The sequence below is a fragment of the Paraburkholderia piptadeniae genome (genome assembly GCF_900007165.1).
Classification (GTDB): Bacteria; Pseudomonadota; Gammaproteobacteria; order Burkholderiales; family Burkholderiaceae; genus Paraburkholderia; species Paraburkholderia piptadeniae.
Genome location: NZ_CYGY02000045.1, coordinates 13518 through 36897 on the forward strand (window position 1 = coordinate 13518; position 23380 = coordinate 36897).

19 protein-coding genes are annotated in these 23380 nt (G+C 64.7%); 11 read left to right on the top strand and 8 right to left on the bottom strand.

What is annotated here, in order from left to right; translation table 11 throughout:
• The first annotated feature begins 71 nt into the window (after positions 1-71).
• The 10 genes from pdhA (at position 72) to BN2476_RS22940 (ending at position 14341) form a co-directional block, all read left to right on the top strand.
• On the top strand, positions 72-1184 hold the full coding sequence (pdhA, locus tag BN2476_RS22895) for a pyruvate dehydrogenase (acetyl-transferring) E1 component subunit alpha (protein ID WP_087736445.1): 1113 nt from the start codon (positions 72-74) through the stop codon (positions 1182-1184).
• The gene (locus BN2476_RS22900; RefSeq protein WP_087736446.1) at positions 1177-2157 is read left to right on the top strand and encodes an alpha-ketoacid dehydrogenase subunit beta; all 981 of its coding nucleotides are present in this window, start codon (positions 1177-1179) and stop codon (positions 2155-2157) included. Before pdhA ends, BN2476_RS22900 begins: the two co-directional genes overlap by 8 nt.
• Before the next feature lie 4 nt (positions 2158-2161).
• The gene (locus tag BN2476_RS22905) at positions 2162-3277 is read left to right on the top strand and encodes a dihydrolipoamide acetyltransferase family protein (protein WP_087736447.1); all 1116 of its coding nucleotides are present in this window, start codon (positions 2162-2164) and stop codon (positions 3275-3277) included.
• A gap of 78 nt (positions 3278-3355) precedes the next feature.
• On the top strand, positions 3356-3934 hold the full coding sequence (locus tag BN2476_RS22910) for a class I SAM-dependent methyltransferase (protein ID WP_235850926.1): 579 nt from the start codon (positions 3356-3358) through the stop codon (positions 3932-3934).
• A 433-nt stretch (positions 3935-4367) separates the two neighbouring features.
• The gene (locus BN2476_RS22915; protein WP_235850927.1) at positions 4368-5885 is read left to right on the top strand and encodes a trypsin-like peptidase domain-containing protein; all 1518 of its coding nucleotides are present in this window, start codon (positions 4368-4370) and stop codon (positions 5883-5885) included.
• A gap of 219 nt (positions 5886-6104) precedes the next feature.
• Positions 6105-7361 carry a chromate efflux transporter gene (gene chrA / locus BN2476_RS22920; protein WP_087736449.1) on the top strand — a complete coding sequence of 419 codons (1257 nt, stop codon included), beginning with the start codon at positions 6105-6107 and terminating at the stop codon, positions 7359-7361.
• Positions 7362-7523: 162 nt separating this feature from the next.
• Positions 7524-8558 carry a LuxR C-terminal-related transcriptional regulator gene (locus tag BN2476_RS22925; RefSeq protein WP_087736450.1) on the top strand — a complete coding sequence of 345 codons (1035 nt, stop codon included), beginning with the start codon at positions 7524-7526 and terminating at the stop codon, positions 8556-8558.
• 399 nt (positions 8559-8957) lie between these two features.
• On the top strand, positions 8958-10679 hold the full coding sequence (locus tag BN2476_RS22930; protein WP_235850928.1) for an adenylate/guanylate cyclase domain-containing protein: 1722 nt from the start codon (positions 8958-8960) through the stop codon (positions 10677-10679).
• Between the two features lie 47 nt (positions 10680-10726).
• A complete protein-coding gene (locus BN2476_RS22935) occupies positions 10727-12007 on the top strand; it encodes a phosphatase PAP2 family protein (protein WP_087736451.1) in 1281 nt (426 codons plus the stop codon).
• Between the two features lie 30 nt (positions 12008-12037).
• On the top strand, positions 12038-14341 hold the full coding sequence (locus tag BN2476_RS22940; RefSeq protein WP_087736452.1) for a S8 family serine peptidase: 2304 nt from the start codon (positions 12038-12040) through the stop codon (positions 14339-14341).
• A 94-nt stretch (positions 14342-14435) separates the two neighbouring features.
• Here the strand turns inward: BN2476_RS22940 and BN2476_RS22945 are convergent, their stop codons facing one another.
• On the bottom strand, positions 14436-14711 hold the full coding sequence (locus BN2476_RS22945; RefSeq protein ID WP_087736453.1) for a hypothetical protein: 276 nt from the start codon (positions 14709-14711) through the stop codon (positions 14436-14438).
• A 294-nt stretch (positions 14712-15005) separates the two neighbouring features.
• The gene (locus BN2476_RS22950) at positions 15006-17402 is read right to left on the bottom strand and encodes a TonB-dependent receptor (protein ID WP_087736454.1); all 2397 of its coding nucleotides are present in this window, start codon (positions 17400-17402) and stop codon (positions 15006-15008) included.
• Positions 17403-17656: 254 nt separating this feature from the next.
• Here BN2476_RS22950 and BN2476_RS22955 point away from each other — a divergent pair, with 254 nt between their 5' ends.
• Positions 17657-18841: an ATP-binding protein gene (locus tag BN2476_RS22955; RefSeq protein ID WP_235850929.1), complete on the top strand. Its 1185-nt coding sequence runs from the start codon at positions 17657-17659 to the stop codon at positions 18839-18841.
• Here the strand turns inward: BN2476_RS22955 and BN2476_RS22960 are convergent.
• The 6 genes from BN2476_RS22960 to BN2476_RS22985 all read right to left on the bottom strand — a co-directional run bounded on the left by BN2476_RS22960 (position 18772) and on the right by BN2476_RS22985 (position 23376).
• A complete protein-coding gene (locus BN2476_RS22960) occupies positions 18772-19497 on the bottom strand; it encodes a response regulator transcription factor (RefSeq protein WP_087736455.1) in 726 nt (241 codons plus the stop codon). The genes BN2476_RS22955 and BN2476_RS22960 overlap by 70 nt on opposite strands.
• Positions 19494-20765, bottom strand: a complete 1272-nt coding sequence (gene pqqE / locus BN2476_RS22965; RefSeq protein WP_087736472.1) for a pyrroloquinoline quinone biosynthesis protein PqqE — start codon at positions 20763-20765, stop codon at positions 19494-19496. The genes BN2476_RS22960 and pqqE overlap by 4 nt, the downstream gene beginning before the upstream one ends.
• Positions 20766-20769: 4 nt before the next feature.
• Positions 20770-21072, bottom strand: coding sequence for a pyrroloquinoline quinone biosynthesis peptide chaperone PqqD (gene pqqD, locus BN2476_RS22970; RefSeq protein WP_087736456.1), 303 nt, complete (start codon positions 21070-21072; stop codon positions 20770-20772).
• Positions 21069-21776 carry a pyrroloquinoline-quinone synthase PqqC gene (gene pqqC / locus BN2476_RS22975; RefSeq protein WP_087736457.1) on the bottom strand — a complete coding sequence of 236 codons (708 nt, stop codon included), beginning with the start codon at positions 21774-21776 and terminating at the stop codon, positions 21069-21071. Before pqqC ends, pqqD begins: the two co-directional genes overlap by 4 nt.
• A 45-nt stretch (positions 21777-21821) precedes the next feature.
• The gene (gene pqqB / locus BN2476_RS22980; RefSeq protein ID WP_087736458.1) at positions 21822-22742 is read right to left on the bottom strand and encodes a pyrroloquinoline quinone biosynthesis protein PqqB; all 921 of its coding nucleotides are present in this window, start codon (positions 22740-22742) and stop codon (positions 21822-21824) included.
• Between the two features lie 67 nt (positions 22743-22809).
• Positions 22810-23376 (bottom strand): cytochrome b, encoded by a 567-nt coding sequence (locus BN2476_RS22985; protein WP_087736473.1) that lies wholly within the window; start codon positions 23374-23376, stop codon positions 22810-22812.
• Positions 23377-23380 lie beyond the last annotated feature (4 nt).

Here is a 23380-nt window from a genome sequence, read left to right on the forward strand (position 1 = left end):
CGCCAACCGGCACAGGATGTGCACGTGAGCTCCTGCACGCATTCAGATCCGAACGAACAAGGAGGGCGGTCATGACCACGACTGCCAGTTTTCACATCGGGTATACGCAATACCTCGGCCCCGACGGCGAGCCCGTGCAGCCTTTGCCGGCCTTCGCGCGGGAACCGGCGGCGCTGATCCCGCTCTATCGCGCGATGGTGCTAACGCGCGCATTCGATACCAAAGCGGTCGCGCTGCAGCGCACCGGCAAGCTCGGGACGTTCGCTTCGTCGGTCGGGCAAGAGGCGATCGGCGTCGGCGTCGCGAGCGCGATGCGGGCCGACGACGTCCTGTTCCCTTCCTACCGCGATCACGCGGCGCAATTGCTGCGCGGCGTCACGATGACGGAAAGCCTGCTCTACTGGGGCGGCGACGAGCGCGGCAGCGACTTCAGCGGGCCCCGTCTCGACTTTCCGAACTGCGTGCCTATTGGCACACAGGTCTGCCATGCGGCGGGCGCGGCCTACGCGTTCAAGCTGCGCGGCGAGCCGCGCGTGGCCGTCGCGATCTTCGGCGACGGCAGCACGTCGAAAGGCGACTTCTACGAAGCGATGAACATGGCGGGCGTCTGGCAGGCGCCGCTCGTGCTCGTCATCAACAACAACCAGTGGGCGATCTCGGTGCCGCGCGGCATGCAGAGCGCGTCGCAGACACTCGCGCAAAAAGCGATCGCGGCGGGCATCGACGGCTTGCAGGTCGACGGCAACGACGTGATCGCGATGCATCAGGTCATGCATGCGGCACTCGAGAAAGCGCGGCGCGGCGACGGCCCGACGCTGATCGAAGCGCTCAGCTATCGCCTGGGCGATCACACGACAGCCGACGACGCCACGCGCTATCGCGACTCCGAAGTCATTCGCCAGCAATGGGCGCATGAGCCGCTCTTGCGTCTGCGCGCGTATCTGATTCGGATGAACGTGTGGGATAAGGCGCAGGACGAAGCGCTCGGCAAGGCCTGTCATGCGCAAGTCGAAGAGGCCGTCGAAGCCTATCTCGCCGTGCCGCCGCCCGACGTGTCCGCGATGTTCGATCACCTGTACGAGAGCCTGCCTCACGCGCTGCGCGAGCAGCTCGAAACCGCACAGCGCTTCGCGCCCGTCGCGGCGAACGGGCAGAAGAACGGTCAGGAGAACGGTCATGGCTGATCTCAACATGATCGACGCGCTCAATCAGGCGCTCGCCTACGAGCTCGAACACGATCCCGCCGTCGTGCTGCTCGGCGAAGACATCGGCGTGAACGGCGGCGTGTTTCGCGCGACGGCCGGCTTGCAGGCGCGCTTCGGCGCGCAACGCGTGCTCGATACGCCGCTCGCGGAAACGGCGATTGCGGGCACGGCCATCGGCATGGCGGCGATGGGGCTCAGGCCCGTCGCGGAGATCCAGTTCAGCGGCTTCCTCTATCCGACGATCGATCACGTGCTGAATCACGCGTCGCGCCTGCGGCACCGCACGCGCGGACGCCTCGCGTGTCCGCTCGTGATCCGCGCGCCGTGCGGTGCGGGCATCCACGCGCCCGAGCATCACTCCGAAAGTCCCGAGGCGCTGTTCGCGCACATTCCGGGCTTGCGCGTCGTGACGCCGTCGTCGCCGGCGCGCGCGTACGGCCTGTTGCTCGCGGCGATCCGTGATCCCGACCCGGTGATCTTCTTCGAGCCAACGCGCCTCTATCGGCTCTACCGGCAAACGGTCGAAGACAACGGCGAAGCGCTGCCGCTCGACAGCTGCTTCACGCTGCGCGACGGCTCCGATGTCACGCTGGTCAGCTGGGGCGGCGCGGTGCAGGACGCGCAGGCCGCCGCCGATCTGCTCGCGCAGGAAGGCGTGATGGCCGAGGTGATCGACGTCGCGACGCTCAAGCCGATCGACATGAACACGATTCTCACATCGGTCGCGAAGACGGGCCGCTGCGTGATCGTGCACGAGGGCTCGCGCACGGGCGGCATCGGCGCGGAGATCGCCGCGAACATCGCCGAGCGCGGGCTGTACTCGCTGCTCGCGCCCGTGCAGCGCGTGACCGGCTACGACATCGTCGTACCGCTGTACCGGCTCGAGAATCAATACATGCCCGGCGTCGCGCGTATCGTCGCGGCCGTCCGGCAGGCTCTGGAGGCGTCGTGAGGCCATGAAGATCTTCAAACTGCCCGACCTGGGCGAAGGCTTGCAGGAAGCGGAAATCGTCGAGTGGCACGTGAAGAGCGGCGATGAAGTCCGCGCGGATCAACCGTTGCTGTCGGTCGAGACGGCGAAAGCGATCGTCGATATTCCGTCGCCGCAATCCGGCCGCATCGCGAAGCTGTTCGGACAGACGGGCGACATCGTGCATCTCGGCGCGCCGCTCGTCGCGTTCGAAGGCGAGGGCGAGGACGCCGCCGACGCGGGCACCGTGGTCGGCCACATGGAGGTCGGCCAGCATGTCGTGCAGGAGTCGCCCGCGCCGATGACGTCGGGTGTGGGCGCAGGCGGCGTGATCAAGGCGATTCCGGCCGCGCGCGCGCTCGCGCGCAAGCTGGACGTCGATCTGTCGATGGTGACGCCGTCGGGGCCTGAAGGCGTCATCACGGCGGCGGACGTGCAGCGCGTCGCGAAGATACTCGGCGAGCTCGGGCCGCCCGAAGTGCTGCGCGGCGTGCGTCGCGCGATGGCGCACAACATGGCGCGCGCGCAGAGCGAAGTGGCCGCGGCGACCGTGATCGACGACGCCGATATCCACGCGTGGCCGCCGCGCACCGACGTGACGATCCGGCTGATCCGCGCGCTGGTCGCAGGCTGCCGCGCGGAGCCGGGGCTGAACGCGTGGTTCGACGGCCATACGGGGCGGCGTCACGTGCTGGAGAAAATCGATCTCGGCATCGCCGTCGATCTGCCCGACGGGCTCTTCGTCCCCGTGCTGCGCAACGTCGCGCATCGCGATGCCGCCGATCTGCGCGGCGGGCTCGACCGGATGCGCGCCGATATCCGCGCGCGCAAGATTCCGCCCGAAGAGATGCGCGGCAACACGATCACGCTGTCGAACTTCGGGATGATCGCGGGCAAGTACGCGGCGCCCGTGGTCGTGCCGCCGACCGTCGCGATCCTCGGCGCGGGGCGCATCCACGAGCAGGTCGTCGCGGCGGAGGGCGTGCCCGCCGTGCACCGCATCCTGCCGCTCAGCCTCACGTTCGATCATCGCGTCGTCACGGGCGGCGAAGCGGCGCGCTTTCTCGCGGCGACCATCGCGGACTTGCAGAGCGCACAATAGCGGTTCGCCGCATATGTCGAAGCACTGGCAGGCGCGTGCTAGCCAGTGCTTTTTTTGGGCTTCGCCAAGGGGGAGGATGTGAGCTTTTTCAGGCCTGTTTTTTTGCGCGCGTTCGGCCGCCCGCAAGGCGTGCTGGGACTCATCGGCGGCAAGATCATGGCGAACATGAACGCGCCTTGCGCGGCGTGGGCGATCGGCCTGCTCGAGGTCCGCGCAAGCGACCGCGTGATCGAGATCGGCTTCGGACCGGGCGTCGGCATTCAGCTTCTCGCGCAGAAGGCGACGGCGGGCATGATCGCGGGCGTCGATCCGTCGCGGGAGATGATCGCGCAGGCCGCCGCGCGCAACGCGCCAGCGATCGCGCGAGGGCAGGTCGATCTGCGTCAGGGCTTGGCCGGGCGCCTGCCCTTCGACGAGGACACATTCGACAAGGCGCTCGCGGTCAACTCGATGCAGGTCTGGCCCGATCCGGCCGCCGGTCTTGCTGAGCTGCGGCGAGTGATGAAGCCGGGCGCAACGCTCGTGCTTGCCTTCACGATCCATTCAGGCCAACAGCAAAGCGGCCTTCTCGAACGCGTTACGGGCGCCGGTTTCGCCGACGCAAAACTGACACAGAAGGGCGACGATGCGTTTTGCGTGATCGCAAGCAAGCCGTGATGGCTTGGCATTCAACGCACCTGAACTGATCGGCGTACCGGCAGCCGTGCATTCGCCGCACGCCAGGATTTGTACTCGCTGCAATTTGCCCGGCGCTTCCCTATAAATAACTCAGGACGAACGCTGCGTTTCACAACGGGCGAACGCCGGAGTGAACGCGCGTGCGAGCGAATCGTTCGCGTCCCTGATTGTCCATCGCGGGCAAACATGCTGCCGAATCCGACGTCGACTTCGATCCACCGAACAATCCATAACGGGTCGATCTCATCCATGCGCGCTCGCGCATGGAGCGCCCGACTCTTTCCGTCGCGCCGGCTGACCGGGCTCCTTTTCTTTTCGACTTCATCGGTGTGCTGCGTCACACTCGTTCGCCGTCGCGCGCGAAATAATTTCTTCACAGTGCCAGGCATAACGACCGCCATGGAGGTGCGCTGTGTTTCACTCGATCGTATCCCGCAGCATGCTTTACATCGCCGTGACGACGGCATGTCTTGCCGGTTATCCCTGCACCGGCGCAATCGCGGCGGCGGCGTCTCCCGCCGCGTCCGCTCCGGCGGCACCCGTCGCGCCGGTGAAAGAGAAGCGGACCGCGCCCATTGACTTCCCCATGATCGTCGAGCGCTACGGGCCGGCTGTCGTGAACATCCGCGCGGTGGTGCAGGACAAGACGCCGGCGGGCGCGGCGTCGGCGCCCGTTTCGGCTTCGGGGCCTGGCTCCGAAACGATCGACGGCGATGATCCCCTCTTCGCGTTCTTCAAGCAGGCCATGCCGCAATCGCAGGACGGCCAGGGCAGTTCGCCGCGCGCGATCTCGGGTGTCGGCTCGGGTTTTATCGTGAGCCCGAATGGGCTCATCCTGACGACGGCGCATGTCGTCGATCAATCCGATGACGTGACCGTACGCCTGACCGACCGGCGCGAGTTCAAGGCCAGAGTGATCGCCGTCGACACGCAGAGCGACGTCGCCGTCATCCAGATCGACGCGACGAAGCTGCCGACCGTCAAGCTCGGCGACTCGACGCGCGTGCGAGTCGGCGAGCAGGTGCTGACGATCGGCTCGCCGGACAGCTACCAGAACACGGTGACGGCGGGCATCGTCAGCGCGACCTCGCGCACGCTCGCGGATGGCAGCACGTTTCCGTTCTTCCAGACGGAGGTTTCGTTGAACCCCGACAATTCGGGCGGCCCCGTGTTCAACCGCGCGGGAGAAGTGGTCGGCATCGACGTGCAGGTGTATGGCGGCGGAGAACGCTCCCAGAGCCTGACGTTCGCAATCCCGATCAATATGGCGAACAAGGTGCGCGCGCAGTTGCAAAGTCCGGACAAGAATGCGCGCGGCAGCCTGGGCATCCAGGTGCAGGACGTCGATCCGGGGCTCGCGGGCGCATTCGGCCTGCCGCGCGCGGCGGGCGTGCTCGTGATCTCCGTCGAGCCGGGCAGCCCGGCGGCGGCGAGCAACCTCAAGCCTGGCGACGTGATCGTGAAGCTTGCCGACAAGCCCGTCGAGCACGCGGACGATTTCGCCGCGCAGGACGCGGCGCTGCAATCGGGAACGAAAGTCCCGTTGACGCTCATTCGCAATCGCAAGCAGATGACGGTGATGGTCGGCGTCGGCGCATCGGCGCAACAGGCGAATGCAGCCTCGGGCACGGACGTGAGCGCAAGCTTGGGCAATGCAGGTCCGCTGGATCACCTTGGCCTCACGATGCATCCCCTCACGGATGACGAGCGGCGCACCACGGGCCTCGCCGAAGGCCTGATGGTCGACGACGTGTCGGGGACGGCGGGCAGCGCCGGCATCAAGCCAGGCGATGTCGTGCTGTCGCTCAACGGCACGCTGGTCGCATCGCAGGATGAACTCGCGTCGCTCGCGGCGAAGGCGGGCAAGAAGGCCGCGCTGCTGATCCAGCGCAATCACGCGCGCAGCTTCGTGACCGTCGATCTCAAGTGAAGCGCGAAGCAGTGCGGGCACTCGGCACACGATGCCCGCTCTGCACGCCGACTTCAGGCGCAAGACCCGACGCGCTGTTTCCCGTTCATCTCACCGCCGACGCACGCACGCGAGTTGGATAACACCCTGTGCTTGCGGTTTGCGTTAGAGTGATGCGCGCATCGGCGCGCCCATCGGCGCAATCCGCAAATCCGAACTTCACGCCCGTTGGCGACACTTATGGAAAGTGAAAGCACGTCGCGTCAGCGGACGCGCGCAGGCAACGCATTCGAAGTGCTATGGGTATTCCTGCAAATGGGCTGCACCTGTTTCGGCGGACCGATTGCGCATCTTGGGTATTTCCGCCGCGAGTTCGTCGAGCGCCGCCGCTGGCTCGACGATTCGACATACACCGATCTGATCGCGCTGTGCCAGTTCCTGCCCGGACCGGCCAGCAGCCAGGTCGGCTTTTCGATTGGCTTGCTGCGCGCGGGATGGTGGGGCGGGCTCGCGGCGTGGCTGGGCTTCACGCTGCCGTCGGCGGTATTGCTGACCGGTTACGCGAGCCTTGCTCGACTGCTCGACAACATGCCCGGCAAGGGACTCGTTCACGGGCTGAAGCTCGTCGCCGTGGCCGTCGTCGCGCAGGCGATCTGGGACATGGCGCGCCGCCTGTGCCCCGACCGTGCGCGCGCCGCCATCGCGCTTGCCGCGCTCGCGCTCTTGAGCGTGCTCAATAGCGCGTACGCGCAGCTCATCGTGATCGGCGGTGGCGCGTTGCTCGGCATCGTCGTGCGGCGATTGTCGTCGGCATCGCCGGCTTGCGCTGCACCCGTTGCAAGCAGCGCGTCCGCCGATGCGCACGCATTCGCTTTGCCGCGCGCCGCAAGCGGCATTGCGCTCGTGCTGTTCTGCGTGCTGCTCGCAGGTCTGCCCGCGCTGGAAGCGCTTCTGCCCGCCACATGGACGATCCGGATCTTCGACGTGTTCTATCGCTCCGGCGCGCTCGTGTTCGGCGGCGGCCATGTCGTGCTGCCGCTGCTGCAACAGGCGACAGTCGCAAGCGGATGGATTTCTGCGAACGATTTTCTCGCGGGCTACGGCGCGGCGCAGGCCGTCCCGGGGCCGCTCTTCACGTTCGCGTCGTACCTCGGCTGGATGATGAGCCCTTCGTCCGCTCACTGGCTCGGCGCGCTCTGCGCAACCGTCGGCATCTTTCTGCCGGGGCTGCTGCTCGTCATCGCCGTGCTGCCGCACTGGCAGGCGCTGAGAACGCGTCCGTCCGTTGCAGCGTTGCTTGCGGGCGCGAATGCCGCTGTCGTCGGTCTGCTTGCGAGCGCGTTTTATGCGCCCGTGTGGACGAGCGCCATCTTGTCGGCAGCCGATTTCGCCGTCGCTGTCGTGTCGCTGCTGCTGCTCACGCGCTGGAACGTGCGGCCTTTGCTTGTCGTGCTGTTGTGCGCAGGGGCTGGAATCGTCGAGACATTCGTGCGCTGAAGCACTGAAACCCGATCGGCAGGCAGACGCATCGGCTTGCGTCGCCTATAACGGTTAGCGATGCGCACGCTTGCATCGCGCCGCGACACTATATTCATACGATAAAGACGGCCGCAAGCAGCGCGTACGGACTCTGGACCATCCGGAAAGCACTTCACGCGCATGCTGATTCTTTTCATCGCTCCCGCAGGTCTGTTTCGCGATGGCGTCGCGCGTCTGCTCGGCGACCTGGCCGAGTGCGTCGAAGTGAAATGCGCGGACTTCGCCTCGAACATACTCGACGACGAGCGGCTCGCGGATCTCGTCGTGCTCGACGGCGACAGCGTGCCCGACGCGCTCAGCGCGGCCAATGCATCGCAGCGGCTACAGACAGGACTGCCCGTGCTCGTGCTGCTGACGGCCGTCGATCCAAAGACCGTCGAGAAATATGTCACGGCGGGCGTCGCGGGCCATCTCGACAAATCGGAATCGGGCGAGGCGCTGCTGGATGCGCTGCGTCTTCTGCTCGCGGGCAGCCGTTATCCCGCTTCGGCGCCGCTCGTGCCGGACGAAGCAGCGCTGCCCGCGTCTGCGAACGATGTGCGCGCATCCGATGCGCTCGCCGACGAAATGAACGAGCACGTGCTGACGCCGCGCCAGATCCAGGTGCTCGCGCTGGCGGCGCGCGGCGAAACGAACAAGTCGATCGCGAAGCAGTTGAACATCACGGAGGGCACCGTCAAGGTGCATCTGTACACCGTGTACAAGGCGCTGAAGGTCGGCAGCCGCGGGCAGGCGAGCGTGGCGGCTGCGCGGCTGCGGCAGATCGGCGATGCGCAGTTGCATCGCGCGCTCGACGGCCATCTGTCCGTCGGCAGGCTGCTCGCGTTCACGACGCCCACGCGCTTCAAGTCCGGCGAAGTGCTCTTTCACAAGAACGATCCCAGCGATGCGTTGTACTACGTCGTGCGCGGCACCGTGAGTCTCGCGGAGATCAATATCGAAGTGGGACGCGGCGCGATACTCGGCGAGATCGGTCTCTTTTCGCCGGACCATCGGCGCACCTGTACGGCACGTTGTATCAGCGATTGCGAACTGCTGATGGTGTCGGCCACCGACGCGATGCGCCTCTACTACCAGGACCCCGAGTTCGCGACGTATCTGATCCACCTGATCACGCGGCGACTCGAAGCGGACAAGCTGCGCTCGAAAAACTAGTTTCGTTTGCAGCGGTTTATTTACATACGCGGCACCAATCGCTGTGCCCCGTTTCCTGCCATTGAATGACGCACGTACGCTGCGAGAAAAAAGGCCGTTTTAAACGGTGTTTTTGATCTATAACACATAGCAATCGCACGTCGATCCGAGGTGTCGGGCGCGCATTCCACTGCGTCCGGCAAGACAGGCGAACCATCCGTTTGTTCGATCAACTCTGCGCAGCGCCGCGTGGCGCGTGTGCCGCAATTGCATTGCGAGACATTCGCAGAACTGCCTGATTGCAATGAAACGGATCGTCAGCCGGTAGCAGGTGCTCTTTAAAAAGGCTTGAAGAAAGTGATCACAGATTCTTCCTGCCCATCCGACGGATTGGCGCGCGTCGTCCGCACGGTTCTGTTCATGGACCTCGTGGAGTCGTGCCGGCTGATCCAGGACAACGAAGTGGAAGCAGCGGGACGGTGGCGCAAGTTCAAGGCGCACATCGAGAACGACATCGTACCCGCGCATCACGGACGTCTGATCAGAACGGAAGGCGACGGACTGATGGTCACGTTCGTCGAACTGCGCGATGGACTCGCGGCGACGTTCACGATCCAGCGCGCGTCGGGCGAAATCAACACGGGGCTGCCGCCGCAGCAGCACATGTTGTTGCGCATGTGCCTGCACGTCACCGAGCTTTACGAAGACGAGCGCGACGTCTACGGCCGCGGCGTGAATCTGGCCGCGCGGCTCTATACGCTCGCGGGGCCCGGCGAGATCGTCGTATCGGCGCAGGTGCGGGACCAGCTGACACCCGATCTCGATGCCGACATCGAAGACCTGGGCGAATGTCACGTCAAGCATTTCGAACAGCCCGTGCGCGCGTATCGGATCGGCCCGCCTGGTCCGCGTCCCGTGATCGAAAGGGGGACCGCGTTCCTGCCCGAGTTGCGGCCCACGATCGCCGTGATTCCTTTCGTGTCGCGCGGCGGCGAGGCGGGGCAACAGGTGCTCGGCGAAGTGATGGCGGACGAGATCATCTCGTCGCTGTCGCGCACGGCCGAGCTGCAAGTGATCTCGCGTTTGTCGACGACGGCGTTTCGCGAGCGCGACGCGACGCTCGACGAAATCAGCGCGTTCCTCGGCGCGCGCTACGTGCTGTCGGGCGCATATCGGACGTCGGGCGATCAGGTCGTGCTGGTCGTCGAACTCGCGGAAGCGAAGTCGCGCCACATTCTTTGGACGGCGAGCATCAAGGGCCGCGCGACGCACATCATGCTCGGCGAGGATGAAATGATCGATCGCGTCGTCGCCGAAACGAGCGGCGCGATCATCGACCGCGAGTTGCAGCGCGCGCGTTCGCAAGCGCTGCCGACGCTCGAAAGCTCGACGCTGCTGATGAGCGCGATCGTGCTGATGCATCGCGGCGTCTCACATGACTTCAACCGCGCACGCGACATGCTCGAAGCGCTGATAGAGCGCGCGCGCAGACAGGCCTTGCCGCATGCGTGGCTCGGAAAATGGCACGTACTGCGTTTCAATCGCGGCTGGACCAACGATCGCGCCGCCGAGGCGCAGGCAGCGCTTGGCTGCACGCGCCGCGCGCTCGACGCCGATCCCGAATGCTCGCTCGCGATGACGATCGACGGCTTCGTGCACACGAACCTCCTCAAGCAGCTCGACGTCGGACAGCAGCGCTACGAAAGCGCGCTCGCGGTCAATCCAAACGATTCGCTTGCGTGGCTGCTCAAAGGCACGCTGCTCGCATTCGAAGGCGAAGGCGACGACGCCGTCGACGCGACCGAGCGCGCGCTGCGTCTGTCGCCGCTCGATCCGTTGCGCTACTTCTACGAATCGCTGGGCGCGACGGCGGCGCTGTCGGCCGGGTGTTACGAGCGCGCCGTCGAGCTCGCGCAACGCTCGTTGCGCGTCAATCGCACCCATACATCGACGTTGCGCGCGCTGGCGATCGCGCAATCGCTGCTCGGCGATCTCGATGCCGCGCGGCTGACGCTCAACGAAGTGCTCGCCATCGAGCCGACGCTGACGGTCACGAGCTATCTCGAACGCTCGCCGAGCGGCGCGTACAAGACCGGGAAGATATGGTCGGAAGCATTGCGTCAGGCAGGCTTGCCTGCGTAGAAGAAGGTGTGAATGCGGTGCAGGATTCCTGACAGAGGAGGCCTATCGTGAGCGGACTTGGCGGTGCAGGAGGCGCAGGCGGAGCGGGTGGCGCAGGTGGGGCAGGTGGTGCGGGCGGTGCAGGCGTGCCTTCGGGCGGCGGCGGTGCGGGCGGTGTGTACGATGTGGGCGGTGGGTCGTCGGATGCGCCGCTTCTCGCCGGTGCGCTGATCGGGCATCGCGATGGCATTGTCGGCAGCTGGCATCCGCCGGAGCGCGTCACGGTCGATTTCGACAAGGAGAACTTCTGCGCAATCGACGACTACCGCCAACTATGGCGATGGGAGCCGTGGGTGCGCGCGACGGTGTTCGATTTCGAGCTGCTGTCGAACCTGCGCTTCTGGATACAGAACGAAGGGAGCAAGACGCTCGCGTATCCGCAGCTCTCGCACCGGCCGGCGAAGGGCGGCACCGAAGTCGACATCGTGAGCCTGCATCGTCCGGACAAGGACGTGTTCGCGAAGCAGGCAGAATGGCTCGACTTCTATGCGGACCTTCGCGAGGATCGCTCAGCGGAAATACTTTGCCAGATGGGCCCGCAGGTAGCCTTCTGGAGCATGCTGATCTATCTGCATCCGAGCCGCACGCCGAAGACGATCGAACTGCTCGACACCGCAGTGCGCCTCGCGATTTTCGTCGAGATCCGCTTCAAGCACGCAATCGCGGCGTCAAGAGCGCTCGAGTACTCGCAGCAGGTGCAGCCGATGATCCAGACGCCGGGGCACGGCTCGCTGCCGAGCGGCCACTCGACCCAGGCGTTCATCATCGCCGTCGTGCTGTGCGCGCTGTTCAAGCAGGGCCGCCATTCCGTGTACTACCAGCAGGCGATGCGGCAGGCCTATCGCGTCGCCGTCAATCGAACGGTGGCGGGCGTTCATTTCCCCATCGACAGCATTGCGGGCCATGTGCTCGGCACCTCGCTTGGCGAGTATTTCGTCGCGCGCTGCACGCGCAACCTGAGGAAGCCGAAAGGGGCTCAGAACGCGAAGCGAGATCCACTCGCAGACGGCAAGATCACGTCGCGCGAGTTCAAGGGACACGTGCTCTCGGCGAAGAACCCGAACGGCAATCCCGATTTCGACTATCACGAGCCGTTGAGTGACGACGATGTCGATGCATACGCAAAGGCGCACAAGATGTCGAAGGCGGCCGTGTTGGCGAAGTTTCCGTTTCTCGGCTGGAAGAAGCCGGGCGCGCACTCCGTCGATGGTTCGAACATTCTGTCGTGGCTGTGGAATCAGGCCGAGAGCGAGTGGAACGGCAACGGCCTCGCGAACACGGCGTTCTAGCCCTTCGATCCTGTTCAAGCGAGGTGGACGATGACCTGGCAATCGTTGACGGGCAAGGCGGGTGCGTGGAGCGGTCTGGACTGGACGGGGCGCGCGAACGGCACGGCGCGAGCCGACCCGTATCTGGCGTGGGCCGATGCGACGCTGTTCGCCGACCTGGGCGGACCGCCCGCGGGCTGGGTGCGCATCATCATCGAGCTCGAAGAGTCTGGACCGGATGGCTCGCCGTTGACGGCACAGTCGTTCGCGGAGAGTCTCGAAAGCACGCACGCGGCGTGGAAAGCGTGGATACGGGTGTCGTCGCTTTATCGCTATCCGCCGCACGATCTCGAACGCACGCACTTCCTGACGGCCGCCGTGACGAAGCTGTTCTTTGCGAAGCTGGACACATCGCTAAAGGGCTTCGTGAAGCGCTTCGAACTCGGCATGCCGATTGTGCCCGACGATCAGGCCATTGGCACATCGCTGGCAGCGACGGTGCTCGCAGCGGGCACGGGCCCGCAGTTCACTCCCGCTTCTCAGGCAAAGACGAGGGCAACGGGCGCGAAGCGCGATCGCATCGTGTTCCTCGGCGTGATGGACGATGGCCTCGCATTTGCGCACGAACGCTTTCGTTCTTCCGGTGCTCCTTCGGCCACGCGGATCGAATACTTCTGGAATCAGGATGACGCGCCCGACGCGGCGCCTGGCCTGCACTATGGACGCGAACTCTCGAAGGCCGGGATCGACGATATGCTCGCGCGTCACACGCAAGGCGGATTGATCGATGAAGACGCCGTTTATGCGGAGGCGGGCTACATCGGCGTGCGCAAGCGCTGGGCGCACGGCACGGAAGCGATGGACCTCGCAGGCGGCGTGCGGCCCGGCGATCTGCATGCGGCTTTCCTTCAGCGGTTGGGCGACGAAAAGAAAGCGCTCGAAAAAGTGCGTCTGATCGGCGTGCAGTTCAGGACGCCCGGGCGGACCGTGCGCGATACATCGGGACTCTGGTTCGCCACCCATGCGCTCGACGCGATGCGCTACATCCTGCGCCGCGCCGACGATCTTGCTGTCGCCCTGGGCCACGACTACTGCGTGGTGCTCAATCTGAGTTACGGCTATATGGCGGGCCCGCACGACGGCAGTTCGATCATCGAAAGAGCCATCGACGAGCTGATCGATCAGCATCGCGATCTATGCGTCGTCGTGCCTGCGGGAAACAGCAACGTGCTGCGTTGTCATGCGAACGTCGAGCTTGCGCATGGCGAATCGAAGAGCATCACATGGCGTGTGTTGCCCGATTGCGCGACGCCCAGTTTTCTGGAGCTATGGCTGCCTGAGCATGCCGATCCGTCGAAGGTCAAAATCCAGGTGTATCCGCCGACGGGCGATAAAAGCCCCGCTATGTCGGTGAAAAATTTCTACGCGTGGCAACCGGGCAGCAATGTGCTGTGCGCATCCGTGTATCTGGACCGCGTCGCGACGGGCGACAACAGGATGATCCTGATTGCGCTCGCGCCCACCCTCACGCGCGATCCTTCGCGCGATGCGACGCCGGCAGGCAACTGGAGCGTGATCGTGTCGAACACGGCACGCCGGGGCGAAGCGCTGACCCTGCACGCGTGGGTACAGCGTAACGAAACGGCGTTTGGCTACCCGATACGCGGACGCCAGTCGCGCTTCGACGATCCGCTCTACAAGCGCTTCATCTCGGGTTCGCATGTGAGGGACTTCGACAAGGGCAACATGGAATCGTGGATAAGGCGCAGCAGCACATTGAGTTCGATCGCGACGGGTGACTATACCGTCGTGGTCGGCGCTTATCGGCGCACGGACGGCAAGGCGGCGCTCTATTCATCGACGGGACCTTCGCTTCGCACGAAGCAGAGAAACGGACCCGATGCGACTGCCGTCAGCGAGGACTCGCCCGCCTGCGCCGGCGTGCTGGGCGCGAGCACGCGCAGCGGGAGTCTCGCTGCCATCACGGGAACGAGCGCGGCCGCGCCGCAAGTGTCGCGTTTATTCGCGCAAGCGAAGGTGACGGGCGAGGCCGCGGTCCTCACGCCGATGACGGCAGCGAAGAAGGCAACGAAGAACGCGTCGAAGAAAGCGGCGACCACGATGAATCCGCTCGCGAGCCGCAAATGGATCGAGCAGAAGGCGGCCGATGAAGACCCCACCCCTGCCAAGCCGGGCGCATCGCCGCATGAGCTTGTCGACACCTGTCCTGCCACGGCGCGCCCGCCTACCGTGCCCGTCGGAGAGCATGCGTGGCTGCCGAGATTGCTACCAGAGCGGGGCGGTGCGGGGCGCTTTCTGTCACGCCGATGGAAGAAACGTGGCATCGATCCGTAAGGCGAACATGCAACGGGGCCTGTCATCGCTGACAGGCCCCGCTTTTTGCCCCGCTTCGTGCCGGGCTTTTTCGAACGGCATGCAATCGTGTCGCTCAGTTGCCGCCCTTGAAGAGTTCGTTCAGGCGCGCGGCTTCGCCATTCTTTTGCGAGCGCACGAGATCCTGATACACCTCGCTGCGCGTCTTTCCATGCGAGATGGCCGCGCCGCCCGACATCGACGTTGCCGACATGCCAGGGCCTTCCGAGTTGACGACGGTGTCCGGCGTCGTGGGCGTCGAGGTTGCCGTGCCGGTAGCGCTTTCCTGCGCATACGCCTGCAAGGCTGACAGGCAGAGCACGCCGCCGCAGAGGATGAGCATCGTCTTCATTTGAGTCTCCTTCGAACAATTGCAGCGCATTACGCGGTTGCGCCGGACCGAGACGAAAGCGTGGGCCGCATTCGAAGAAGGCGGACAGCCACGCCGACTTTTAGACGTGCACAACCATCAGAATCTGTGGCAAGACAGGATTGAATTCGTTGACACGTAGTCAGCCTCGCGAAAGCCCGGCCATGCGAAAGATGACTGTGCGGCCACGCGGCTTGAACCCAGTATGGTTTTTGCACGCGCCCAGGCCTATATGACTTTGGTGGTAAGCGGGAATATAAAGCTGACTCGCTTCAATTACTTCCACGCGTAGCGCAAGCCGACCCACACGCCGCGCGGCGCGCCGATCCCGAGGAACTGCTCGTTGGCGACATTGATCGGATCAAACATATGGTTCGGCCCGTTGAAGAAGTTCTCGCCGAGAATCGCAAAGTTCGCATAGTGCTTGTTCAGCAGATTCTTGACGGTCGCGAATATCTGTAGCTGCTTCGTCACGTTGTACGTCGTATCGAGATCGATCAGGAAGTAGCCGGCCACCGTGCCGTTCACATCCCGATTGTTCTCGTCGCCGCGCGCGAAGATACTGCCCCGGTACGTGAGGTTCGTGCCGATGTTCCACTTCGCGATCGGCGTGTAGTCGACGCGCACCTTCACGGTGTTGGCCGGAATGCCCGGAATGCGGTCGCCCGGCTTCACCGTGACGTTGCCGTTCGCGTCGGCGCTCGAATTGCTCGCGCTGCTCTCCGTCCACGTCGATTGATACGTCGCGTCCACATAGCTATAGCTCGCGCTCACGCCGACGGGGCCGTACTTCGTGCGCGCCGCGAGCTCGATGCCTTGACGGCGCGTCTTGCCGACGTTCTGAAAGAAGCCGAGCGTGCTCGACGCGCCATTGCTGCTGACGAACTGAATGTCGTCGTCGAGCGTCGTGCGATAGAGCGCGGCACTCCATGTCGTATTGCCGCCGAGCCTTCCGCGCGCGCCGATTTCGAACGTCTTCGAGATCACGGGTTTCAGAGCCGGGTCCGCGATGAAGTCGTTCGGCAGCGAGCATGGCGCATCCGGGTCCGCGCACGCGAGTTCGATCGACGTCGGCGAGCGCATGCCTTCGTTGTAGGTCGCATAGGCGGTGAAGTTGTCAGTCGGATTCCAGTTGACGCCGACAGCGGGATTGAAGCGCGAGAACACGTGGCGGCCATCGAGCAGCGGCTGCTGGCCGCTTTCGTCGCCGATCGTCGTGCGCGACCAGTTGTAGCGGCCCGCGAGCGTCATCGACCATTGCTCGTTGAACGAGAACGTGTCGTTGAAATAGATGCCATACGTTTCGTTGCGCGTCTTCGCATCCGTGGTCGGCACGAACGGACCCGTGCCGATCGTCGCGCGCGTGTCGGTGAAGACCGCGTTTTGCGACGACTGCGTGAAATGCGAGTTCGCCAGATCGGCGGCCACGCCGAGCACCAGTTCGTTGCGCCTGCCGAAGAGTTGTTGCAGCAGCGACAGTTGCAAGCTCCCGCCGTAGCTCTCCGTGGAGATCGTCGATTGCAGGTTGGTCGCGGGCGGCGCATCGTCGGGATCATCGGGATCGAAGTCGTCGTTGACGTTGCTGCTCACGTTCTCGTTGCGGTAGTGCCGATAGTAGAGATTTCCGCTCAACTGGATATTGGGCGTGAAGTAATGCTCGCCCGCGATCGTCAGATAGCCGACCTCGTTCCTGTTCTGATCCGGAAACGTGTAAGCCTGCGAACGGTTGTCGAGGAACGAGCGCGGGATCGTCTGCGAGCCGTCGAGCGTGTTGTCCGCGCCGCCCGCCGAGATCGACAGCGTGTTGTCGGCATCGTGATAGCGCAGCTTGCCGAATGCCTGGCGCAGACGGCTGCCGTTGTGATCGGCCCAGCCGTCGTCGTTGGTCGCGTTTGCCGTGAAGTAATAGTCGAGGTTGCTGCCGATCATTCCGCCTTGCTGGATCTGCGCGCTCTTACGTCCCCACGAGCCGCCGCTGATCTCCGCCTCGCCGCCCGGCGACGTGCTGCCGTTCTTCGTCGTGATCGCGATCGCGCCGCCGAGCGTGTTGAGGCCGAAGGTCGGATTCGAGCCGGGAATCAGCTGGATCGTTTCGATTGCGGCCTGAGGTATCAGGTCCCAGTTCACGACGTCGCCGAACGGCTCGTTGACGCGCACGCCATCGAGAAAGACGGACAGCCCCTGTGGCGTGCCAACGAGCGGCGAAGCCGTGAAGCCCCGATAGTTGATGTCGACTTGCGACGGGTTGCCTTGCGCATCGTTGATATCGACGCTCTGCAGGTTGCTCGCGAAGTAGTCGGTGAGCGTGTTCGGATGCTGCTGGTCGATCTCGCGGCCGCGTATGCTCTGCACGTTCGCGGGCACGAGCTCGATCGCAGTGCCGATGCCGACGAGCGGCGTCGTGCCGATCACGAGTATCGGTGGCTGTTCCGTTTCCTGCGGAGAATTCTGGTTTTGCGCCACCTGTTGCGACTCGTCTGGCGACTCGTTCTGCGCCGTGTCTTGTGGCGCTTCTTTCGTTGTCGCTTCCTGTGCGCTGGCGGGCGGCGTCGCGGCTTCCGGCGACCATGCGGCGGCGCAGAGACTCGCCAGCGCGCTGCCGACTACGAGCTGAATAGCGCCCTTGCGCGCATGCAAGCGCGCGCGCCGCGATGTGCGCCGCGTTTGTCTCATGGTTGTCGTCTCCAGCGGGTTGTTCTAGCCTTATCGGCGGTGGCAGATCGTTCGGGCTGCGCATGAATGCCCTCTCTGCTGCTTGTTGCCTGCTTTCTGCCTTGTTTGCCGTTCCATGCAGAGTCGCATATGAAGGGCGCCTGCCGCCCGGGAAGCTTTCCCGATTCTTTCGGGAAGCCTTCCTTGCCGCATCGGCGACGCGAAAAGCGCCCGTCGGATGAGTAGAATGAGTCACTGCTTCCATCGATACGCTCATGCCCGAAGCCCTCTCTTCAGTGAATCCGGCCAACCCCGCGCCGGACCCGCGGCAAGCAGCAGGCAGCCGAGCCGATGCGGCGAGCGCAACGCAAGCGCCCGCCGCGCAGCCGCGCGCGACGCCACCGCGCAAGGCGGGCCACGCGCAAAGTCACGCGAAAAGTCACGCGAAAAGTCACGACCAAGGCCGCACAAAAGAATCGCACTCAGCCGCATCGATCGAGCTCTCGTGCGTCGTGGTGCTGACGGTGATCGTCTGGGCGTTGTGCGCGACGTTCGACGTGAGCGAGCTTGCCTATCGATGGACCCGCAATGCCGAGCGCTATCAGCTCGACGAACTGCCCGTCACGATGTTCGTGCTCGCGGCGGGCTGCGCGTGGTTCGCGTGGCGGCGCTATAGGGAGTCGCAAAGGGAATTGCTGCGCAGGCGCGCGGCGGAGGAGGAGGCCGCGCGGCTTCTCGCCGACAACCGGCGTCTCGCGAGCGAGGGCATCGAAGCGCAGGAAGCGGAGCGCCGTCATCTGGCGCGCGAGTTGCACGACGAACTGGGCCAACACCTGAACGCAATCGCGCTCGATGCCGCGCGGATTCGCGATCTGTCGGCGGATAGCGGCGAGATTCATCGCGCGTCGCTTGCCGTGATGCAAAGCGCGAGCTTCGTCTATCGGCAGATCGGCTGCATGATCCGCAAGCTGCGGCCCATCGGCCTCGACGAACTCGGCTTGCCGAGCGCGCTCGAGCATTGCGTCGAAGGCTGGCGCGAGCGCCTGCCCGATGCGTCGTTCAAGCTCACCGTCGACGGCGACTTCGACGGCTTCACCGATGCGCTCAACATCACGCTCTATCGCTTCGTGCAGGAAGCGCTGACGAACGTGTCGAAGTTCGCGCGCGAGTCGAGCGTCGAAATCTATCTGGTGAGAGCGCCGCTGGACGGCGAGCGCGGCGGCCCGGTCGTCGTGACGGTCGCCGACGACGGCCCCGGCACTGATCTGTCGAAGCCTCGCGCGGGGCTAGGTCTTGTCGGCATGCGCGAGCGCGTCGAGGCTCTCGGCGGCGAGTTCCATGTCGCGAGCGAGCCGGGACGAGGCTTTCTGCTATGCGCTCGCGTGCCGCCTCATGTCGTGCTGCCCGAGCCCAGCGCTCCGAGTGTTCCCATCGAACCCGACGAGCCGAAAAGCTCGTGAGGCGAGGCGAGCTCGGAGAACTGAAGCCCCAGGCGCTGCGCGATCTGCGCGAGCTGCACGCCATTGTTCGCGCCGAACTTCTGCCGGATCGCCGACTGATGGTTCGCAATCGTCTTCTGGCTCAGGCCGAGCCGCTCGGCGATCACGGGCAGCGTATAGCCCTGCACGAGCAGACGCAGCACTTCGAACTCGCGCGCGGACAACTGGCGTCCCGGCGGCCCTTCGTTGAACATTGTCCGCAACGCGAGCGCGTGCGATACGTCCGCGCTCAGATAGCGCACGCGTCGGGCGACGGCGCGCACCGCTTCGACGAGCACATCGGGCGCACTCGCCTTCGTCACATAGCCGCTCGCGCCCGCATCGAACGCGCGGCGCACGAAAAGCGCCTCTTCGTGCACGCTGAAGATCAGCACGCGCGCTTCGGGCTCGCGCGCGAGCATCCGGCGCATCGCTTCGATGCCGCTCGCGCCCGGCAACGCAAGATCCATCACGACGACATCCGGCTGCAACGCGCAGAAGCGCTGGTAAGCCTGCATCGCGTCGGCCGCTTCGCCCGCGACGCGCACATCGGGGCTGAGTTCGAGCAGACGTCGATAGCCTTCGCGCACGACGGCGTGATCGTCGACGAGAAGCACGGAGATGGCGGGCGTCGTCATGATCGTGTTCTCTCTTTTGGGGGGGGCGTTGTCGTTGTGGTCGTTCCCGTTGCCGCGCGTGTGCCGCCATGTGCACCGTTTTCCGCGCCGCTTTGTGCGTCAGCGGCGAACTGCCGCGAATTCGCGTCGTTGCGGAACATGACGGGCTGTTCGTCGGGTGCGAGCGTCGCGCCACGTCTGGCCGCGTCACGTACGACCTGCACGACCCGCTCGTGATGCTCCGACTTGTCGCAGACGGGATCGGCATTGGCGGCGTCATGTGTCAGCAGATACGCCTGGCAGCGGCAGCCGCCGAGGTCTTTGGTCTTTTCGTCGCAGCTGCGGCACGGCTCCTTCATCCATTCGAAGCCGCGAAAGCGGTTGAATGCGTCGCTCGCGTACCAGATGTCGGCCAGCGGCATGTCCTTCACGTTCGGAAACGCGAGGCCGGGGAGCGAGCGCGCGGAATGGCAGGGCAGCGCGGCGCCATCGGGTGCGACGCCGAGGAACACCGAGCCCCAGCCGTTCATGCAGCGCTTGGGCCGCGTTTCGAAGTAGTCGGGCACGACGAAGAAGATCTTGCAGCGGTTGCCGATCTCCCGACGATACCGTTCGACGACGGCTTCCGCTTCGCGCAGCTGCTCGGCCGTCGGCATCAGTTGCGCGCGGTTCGTGTGCGCCCATCCGTAGTACTGCGTGTTCGCAAGTTCGAGATATTCGGCGCCCATCGCGAGCGCCATGTCGATGATCTTGTCGACGTGCGGCAGGTTGTAGCGATGCAGCACGCAGTTGAGCACCATCGGAAAGCCGTGTGCCTTGATCGAGCGCGCAACGCGGTTCTTCAGGTCGAACGTACGCGTGCTGCTCAGAAAGTCGTTCAGCTCCTGGGTCGAATCCTGAAACGACAACTGGATGTGATCGAGCCCGTTCGCCTTGAGCACGTCGAGCCGCGCATCCGTCAGGCCGACGCCCGATGTGATCAGGTTCGTGTAGAAGCCGAGCTTGTGCGCTTCGGCGACGAGTTCTTCGAGATCGTCGCGCATCAGCGGCTCGCCGCCTGAAAAGCCGAGCTGCGCGGCGCCGAGCTTGCGCGCCTCGCGCAATACGCCGATCCATTGCGCGGTGCTCAGCTCGTCGCGTTGGCGGGTGTAGTCGACCGGGTTGTAGCAGAACGCGCAATGCAGCGGACAGCGGTACGTCAATTCCGCCAGCAGCCACAACGGCGGCCCGACGTCGCCGCGCGCCGCCTGCTGCCCCTGCTGCCGTTCTGCAATCGCGAGATCGCTCATGCTGTCACTCCAGCCAGCCACGCGAGCGCGCGTGGTCGACGAATGCCTGGACTTCGGGCGCGAGTCCCGTCGCGTTGAACGCCTGTTCGAGCTCCGCGACGAGCGTCGGCATGTCGCGCGTGCCGTCACAACGCAACAGGATTTGCGCGGCGCTCTGGTTCAGCTTCACCATGCCCTCAGGGTACAGCAGCACATGCGCATTCTGCGCCGGTTCCCATTGCAGACGAAACAGGCTGCTGAGCTTCGGGCCGCGCTTTTCACCACCTTGCGCGGCGCTGTCGTGCGGAGTGTTCGTGGGCGTATTCATGCGGGGAAAGCCTTTTCGATCGCGTCGAGCATGGTCCACAGAATGTCGAGCTTGAACTGCAGGATGTCGAGCGCGCGTTCCTGTTGCTCGCGCGTGCGGAAGTGATCGAGCGTGACGGCGAGTCCATGTTCGACATCGCGTTGCGCGAGCGAGATGCGCGAGCGGAAATACGCGAGTCCTTCGGGCTTGATCCACGGATAGTGATCGGGCCACGTGGATAGCCTGTCCTTATGAATCTGCGGCGCGAAGATTTCCGTCAGTGACGAGCAAACGGCTTCCTGCCACGGCGCGCGCCGTGCGAAGTTCACATACGCGTCGACGGCGAAGCGCACGCCGGGCACCACATGTTCGAGCGACCACAATTCGCCGCGTGATAACCCGACGGCATCGCCCAGGCGCGCCCACGTTTCGATGCCGCCTTCGTCGTCGCCGTAGCCGTCGTGATCGAGAATGCGCAGCACCCAGCGGCGGCGCGTCGGGCGGTCGGGGCAATTGGAGAGAATCGCGGCATCCTTCAGCGGAATATTGATCTGATAGTAGAAGCGGTTCGCGACCCAGCCGCGAATCTGCTCGCGCGAGCAACCGCCGCTGTTCATCTTCACGTTGAACGGGTGATGAATGTGATACGCCTGACCCTTCGCGCGCAACTGCGCTTCGAATTCTTCGCGGGTCCATGCGGGGCCGGTATCGCTCGTGAGCCTCATCGATCGCTTCTCCGTTTCTCGGTCTGGATCGGCTGTTTGCGCCGCCTACAGTTCGAACAGCATCCCGTCGTGCGCGACTTCGATGCCGTGCTGCGCGAGGATGCGCCGCTCGGGACCGTCGTCGATCAGAATCGGGTTCGTGTTGTTGATATGTATTAGCACCTTTCGCGCGTTCGGCCTATCGAGCGAATCCAGCACGTCGATCATGCCGCCCGCGCCCGTTTGCGCGAGATGACCCATGTCGGCGGCCGTTTTTTTCGACAGGCGCAGTTCGATCATTTCGTCGCTCGTCCACAGCGTGCCGTCGACGAGCAGCAGATCGGCGCTGCGCATCGCCTCGCGGATGTGCGGTTCTAGCACGCCGAGGCCGGGCGCGTAGAACACGCGCTTGCCCGAATCGGGCGCGGTGAGCATCAAGCCGATGTTGTCGCCGCGCTCGGGCGCCGCGCGATGCGGCGAGTAGGGCGGCGCCTTGCTCGACAGCGGCAGCGCTTCGATGCGCAAGCCCGGCAGCGCGCCGATTTCAAACGGGCCGGCATCGAGCGCGATCGTGTGGCGCTCGGTGCCGCAGTAGTGCGACAGGATCGAGACGATCGGAAATCCCGTCGACAGGTCCTGCCACACGGCCCCGGTCGCATGCAGCGGAAGCGGCGCGCTGTTTTCGCGCAGCATCAGCAGGCCCGTCACGTGATCGATCTGCGCATCCATCAGCAGCACGGCGGCGATGCCCGTGTCGCGCGCGTGGCGCGCAGGCTGCATCTCCGGATTCGCGGCAATTTGCGCGAGGATATCGGGCGACGCGTTCACGAGCAGCCACGCGATGCCGTCGACGCTGACGGCAATCGACGACTGCGTGCGCCGCCGCGCATTGAGCGTCCCTTTGCGCACGCCGTCGCAGTTGTGGCAGTTGCAGTTCCATTGCGGAAAGCCACCGCCCGCCGACGAACCGAGCACCTTGATCTTCATTGTCCGCGCGCTCCTGAACAGGTCGTGAAAAGGCGCTTCGATCGATGAGCGTCGAGTGTCATCGCCGTCATGGCAGCATCCTGCGCAACAGTCCGTCGCGGTCGATCAGCTGATGCTTGATCGCGCCCGCGACGTGCAGCGCGATCATGACGATGAAGATCCATGCGACGATCTCATGAATGCCGAACCACAACTCGCGCATCGGCTTGTCGTCCCAGCCCCATTTCGGCAGCAGGAGTCCCCAGAAGCGCGTGCCGTACGTGTTGAACGACGAGCCCAGATAGCCCGTCACCGGCATCGCGATCATCGCAACGTATAAAAGAACCTGCGTGGCGCTCGCGGCGGCGCGTTGCCACGCTCGCATCGGCGGCAACGGCGGCCTGCCGGATACCATGAGAACTCCGATGCGGATCAGCACCAGCAGGAAAATCGTCAAGCCAAGCGACTTGTGAAGGTTGATCAGCGTGGCCTTGAAGGGCAGGCCGCGCGGCAAGCCAACCATGTACAGGCCGATCGCGAGCATCGCGATGATGCCGAACGCGATCAGCCAGTGCAGCACGATCAGCGGCATCGGGTAGCGCGCTGGCGCTTCCCTTTCCGTGCGCGCGACGTCGGTCGAGCGTGTGGCGTTCATGATG

Bases quoted from the DNA above. Each gene is read 5' to 3' on its own strand.
- pdhA (WP_087736445.1), top strand. From the start codon at position 72: ATGACCACGACTGCCAGTTTTCACATCGGGTATACGCAATACCTCGGC.
- BN2476_RS22900 (WP_087736446.1), top strand. From the start codon at position 1,177: ATGGCTGATCTCAACATGATCGACGCGCTCAATCAGGCGCTCGCCTAC.
- BN2476_RS22905 (WP_087736447.1), top strand. From the start codon at position 2,162: ATGAAGATCTTCAAACTGCCCGACCTGGGCGAAGGCTTGCAGGAAGCG.
- chrA (WP_087736449.1), top strand. From the start codon at position 6,105: ATGGAAAGTGAAAGCACGTCGCGTCAGCGGACGCGCGCAGGCAACGCA.
- BN2476_RS22925 (WP_087736450.1), top strand. From the start codon at position 7,524: ATGCTGATTCTTTTCATCGCTCCCGCAGGTCTGTTTCGCGATGGCGTC.
- BN2476_RS22930 (WP_235850928.1), top strand. From the start codon at position 8,958: ATGGACCTCGTGGAGTCGTGCCGGCTGATCCAGGACAACGAAGTGGAA.
- BN2476_RS22940 (WP_087736452.1), top strand. From the start codon at position 12,038: ATGACCTGGCAATCGTTGACGGGCAAGGCGGGTGCGTGGAGCGGTCTG.
- BN2476_RS22945 (WP_087736453.1), bottom strand. From the start codon at position 14,711: ATGAAGACGATGCTCATCCTCTGCGGCGGCGTGCTCTGCCTGTCAGCC.
- BN2476_RS22950 (WP_087736454.1), bottom strand. From the start codon at position 17,402: ATGAGACAAACGCGGCGCACATCGCGGCGCGCGCGCTTGCATGCGCGC.
- BN2476_RS22955 (WP_235850929.1), top strand. From the start codon at position 17,657: ATGCCCGAAGCCCTCTCTTCAGTGAATCCGGCCAACCCCGCGCCGGAC.
- BN2476_RS22960 (WP_087736455.1), bottom strand. From the start codon at position 19,497: ATGACGACGCCCGCCATCTCCGTGCTTCTCGTCGACGATCACGCCGTC.
- pqqE (WP_087736472.1), bottom strand. From the start codon at position 20,765: ATGAGCGATCTCGCGATTGCAGAACGGCAGCAGGGGCAGCAGGCGGCG.
- pqqD (WP_087736456.1), bottom strand. From the start codon at position 21,072: ATGAATACGCCCACGAACACTCCGCACGACAGCGCCGCGCAAGGTGGT.
- pqqC (WP_087736457.1), bottom strand. From the start codon at position 21,776: ATGAGGCTCACGAGCGATACCGGCCCCGCATGGACCCGCGAAGAATTC.
- pqqB (WP_087736458.1), bottom strand. From the start codon at position 22,742: ATGAAGATCAAGGTGCTCGGTTCGTCGGCGGGCGGTGGCTTTCCGCAA.
- BN2476_RS22985 (WP_087736473.1), bottom strand. From the start codon at position 23,376: ATGAACGCCACACGCTCGACCGACGTCGCGCGCACGGAAAGGGAAGCG.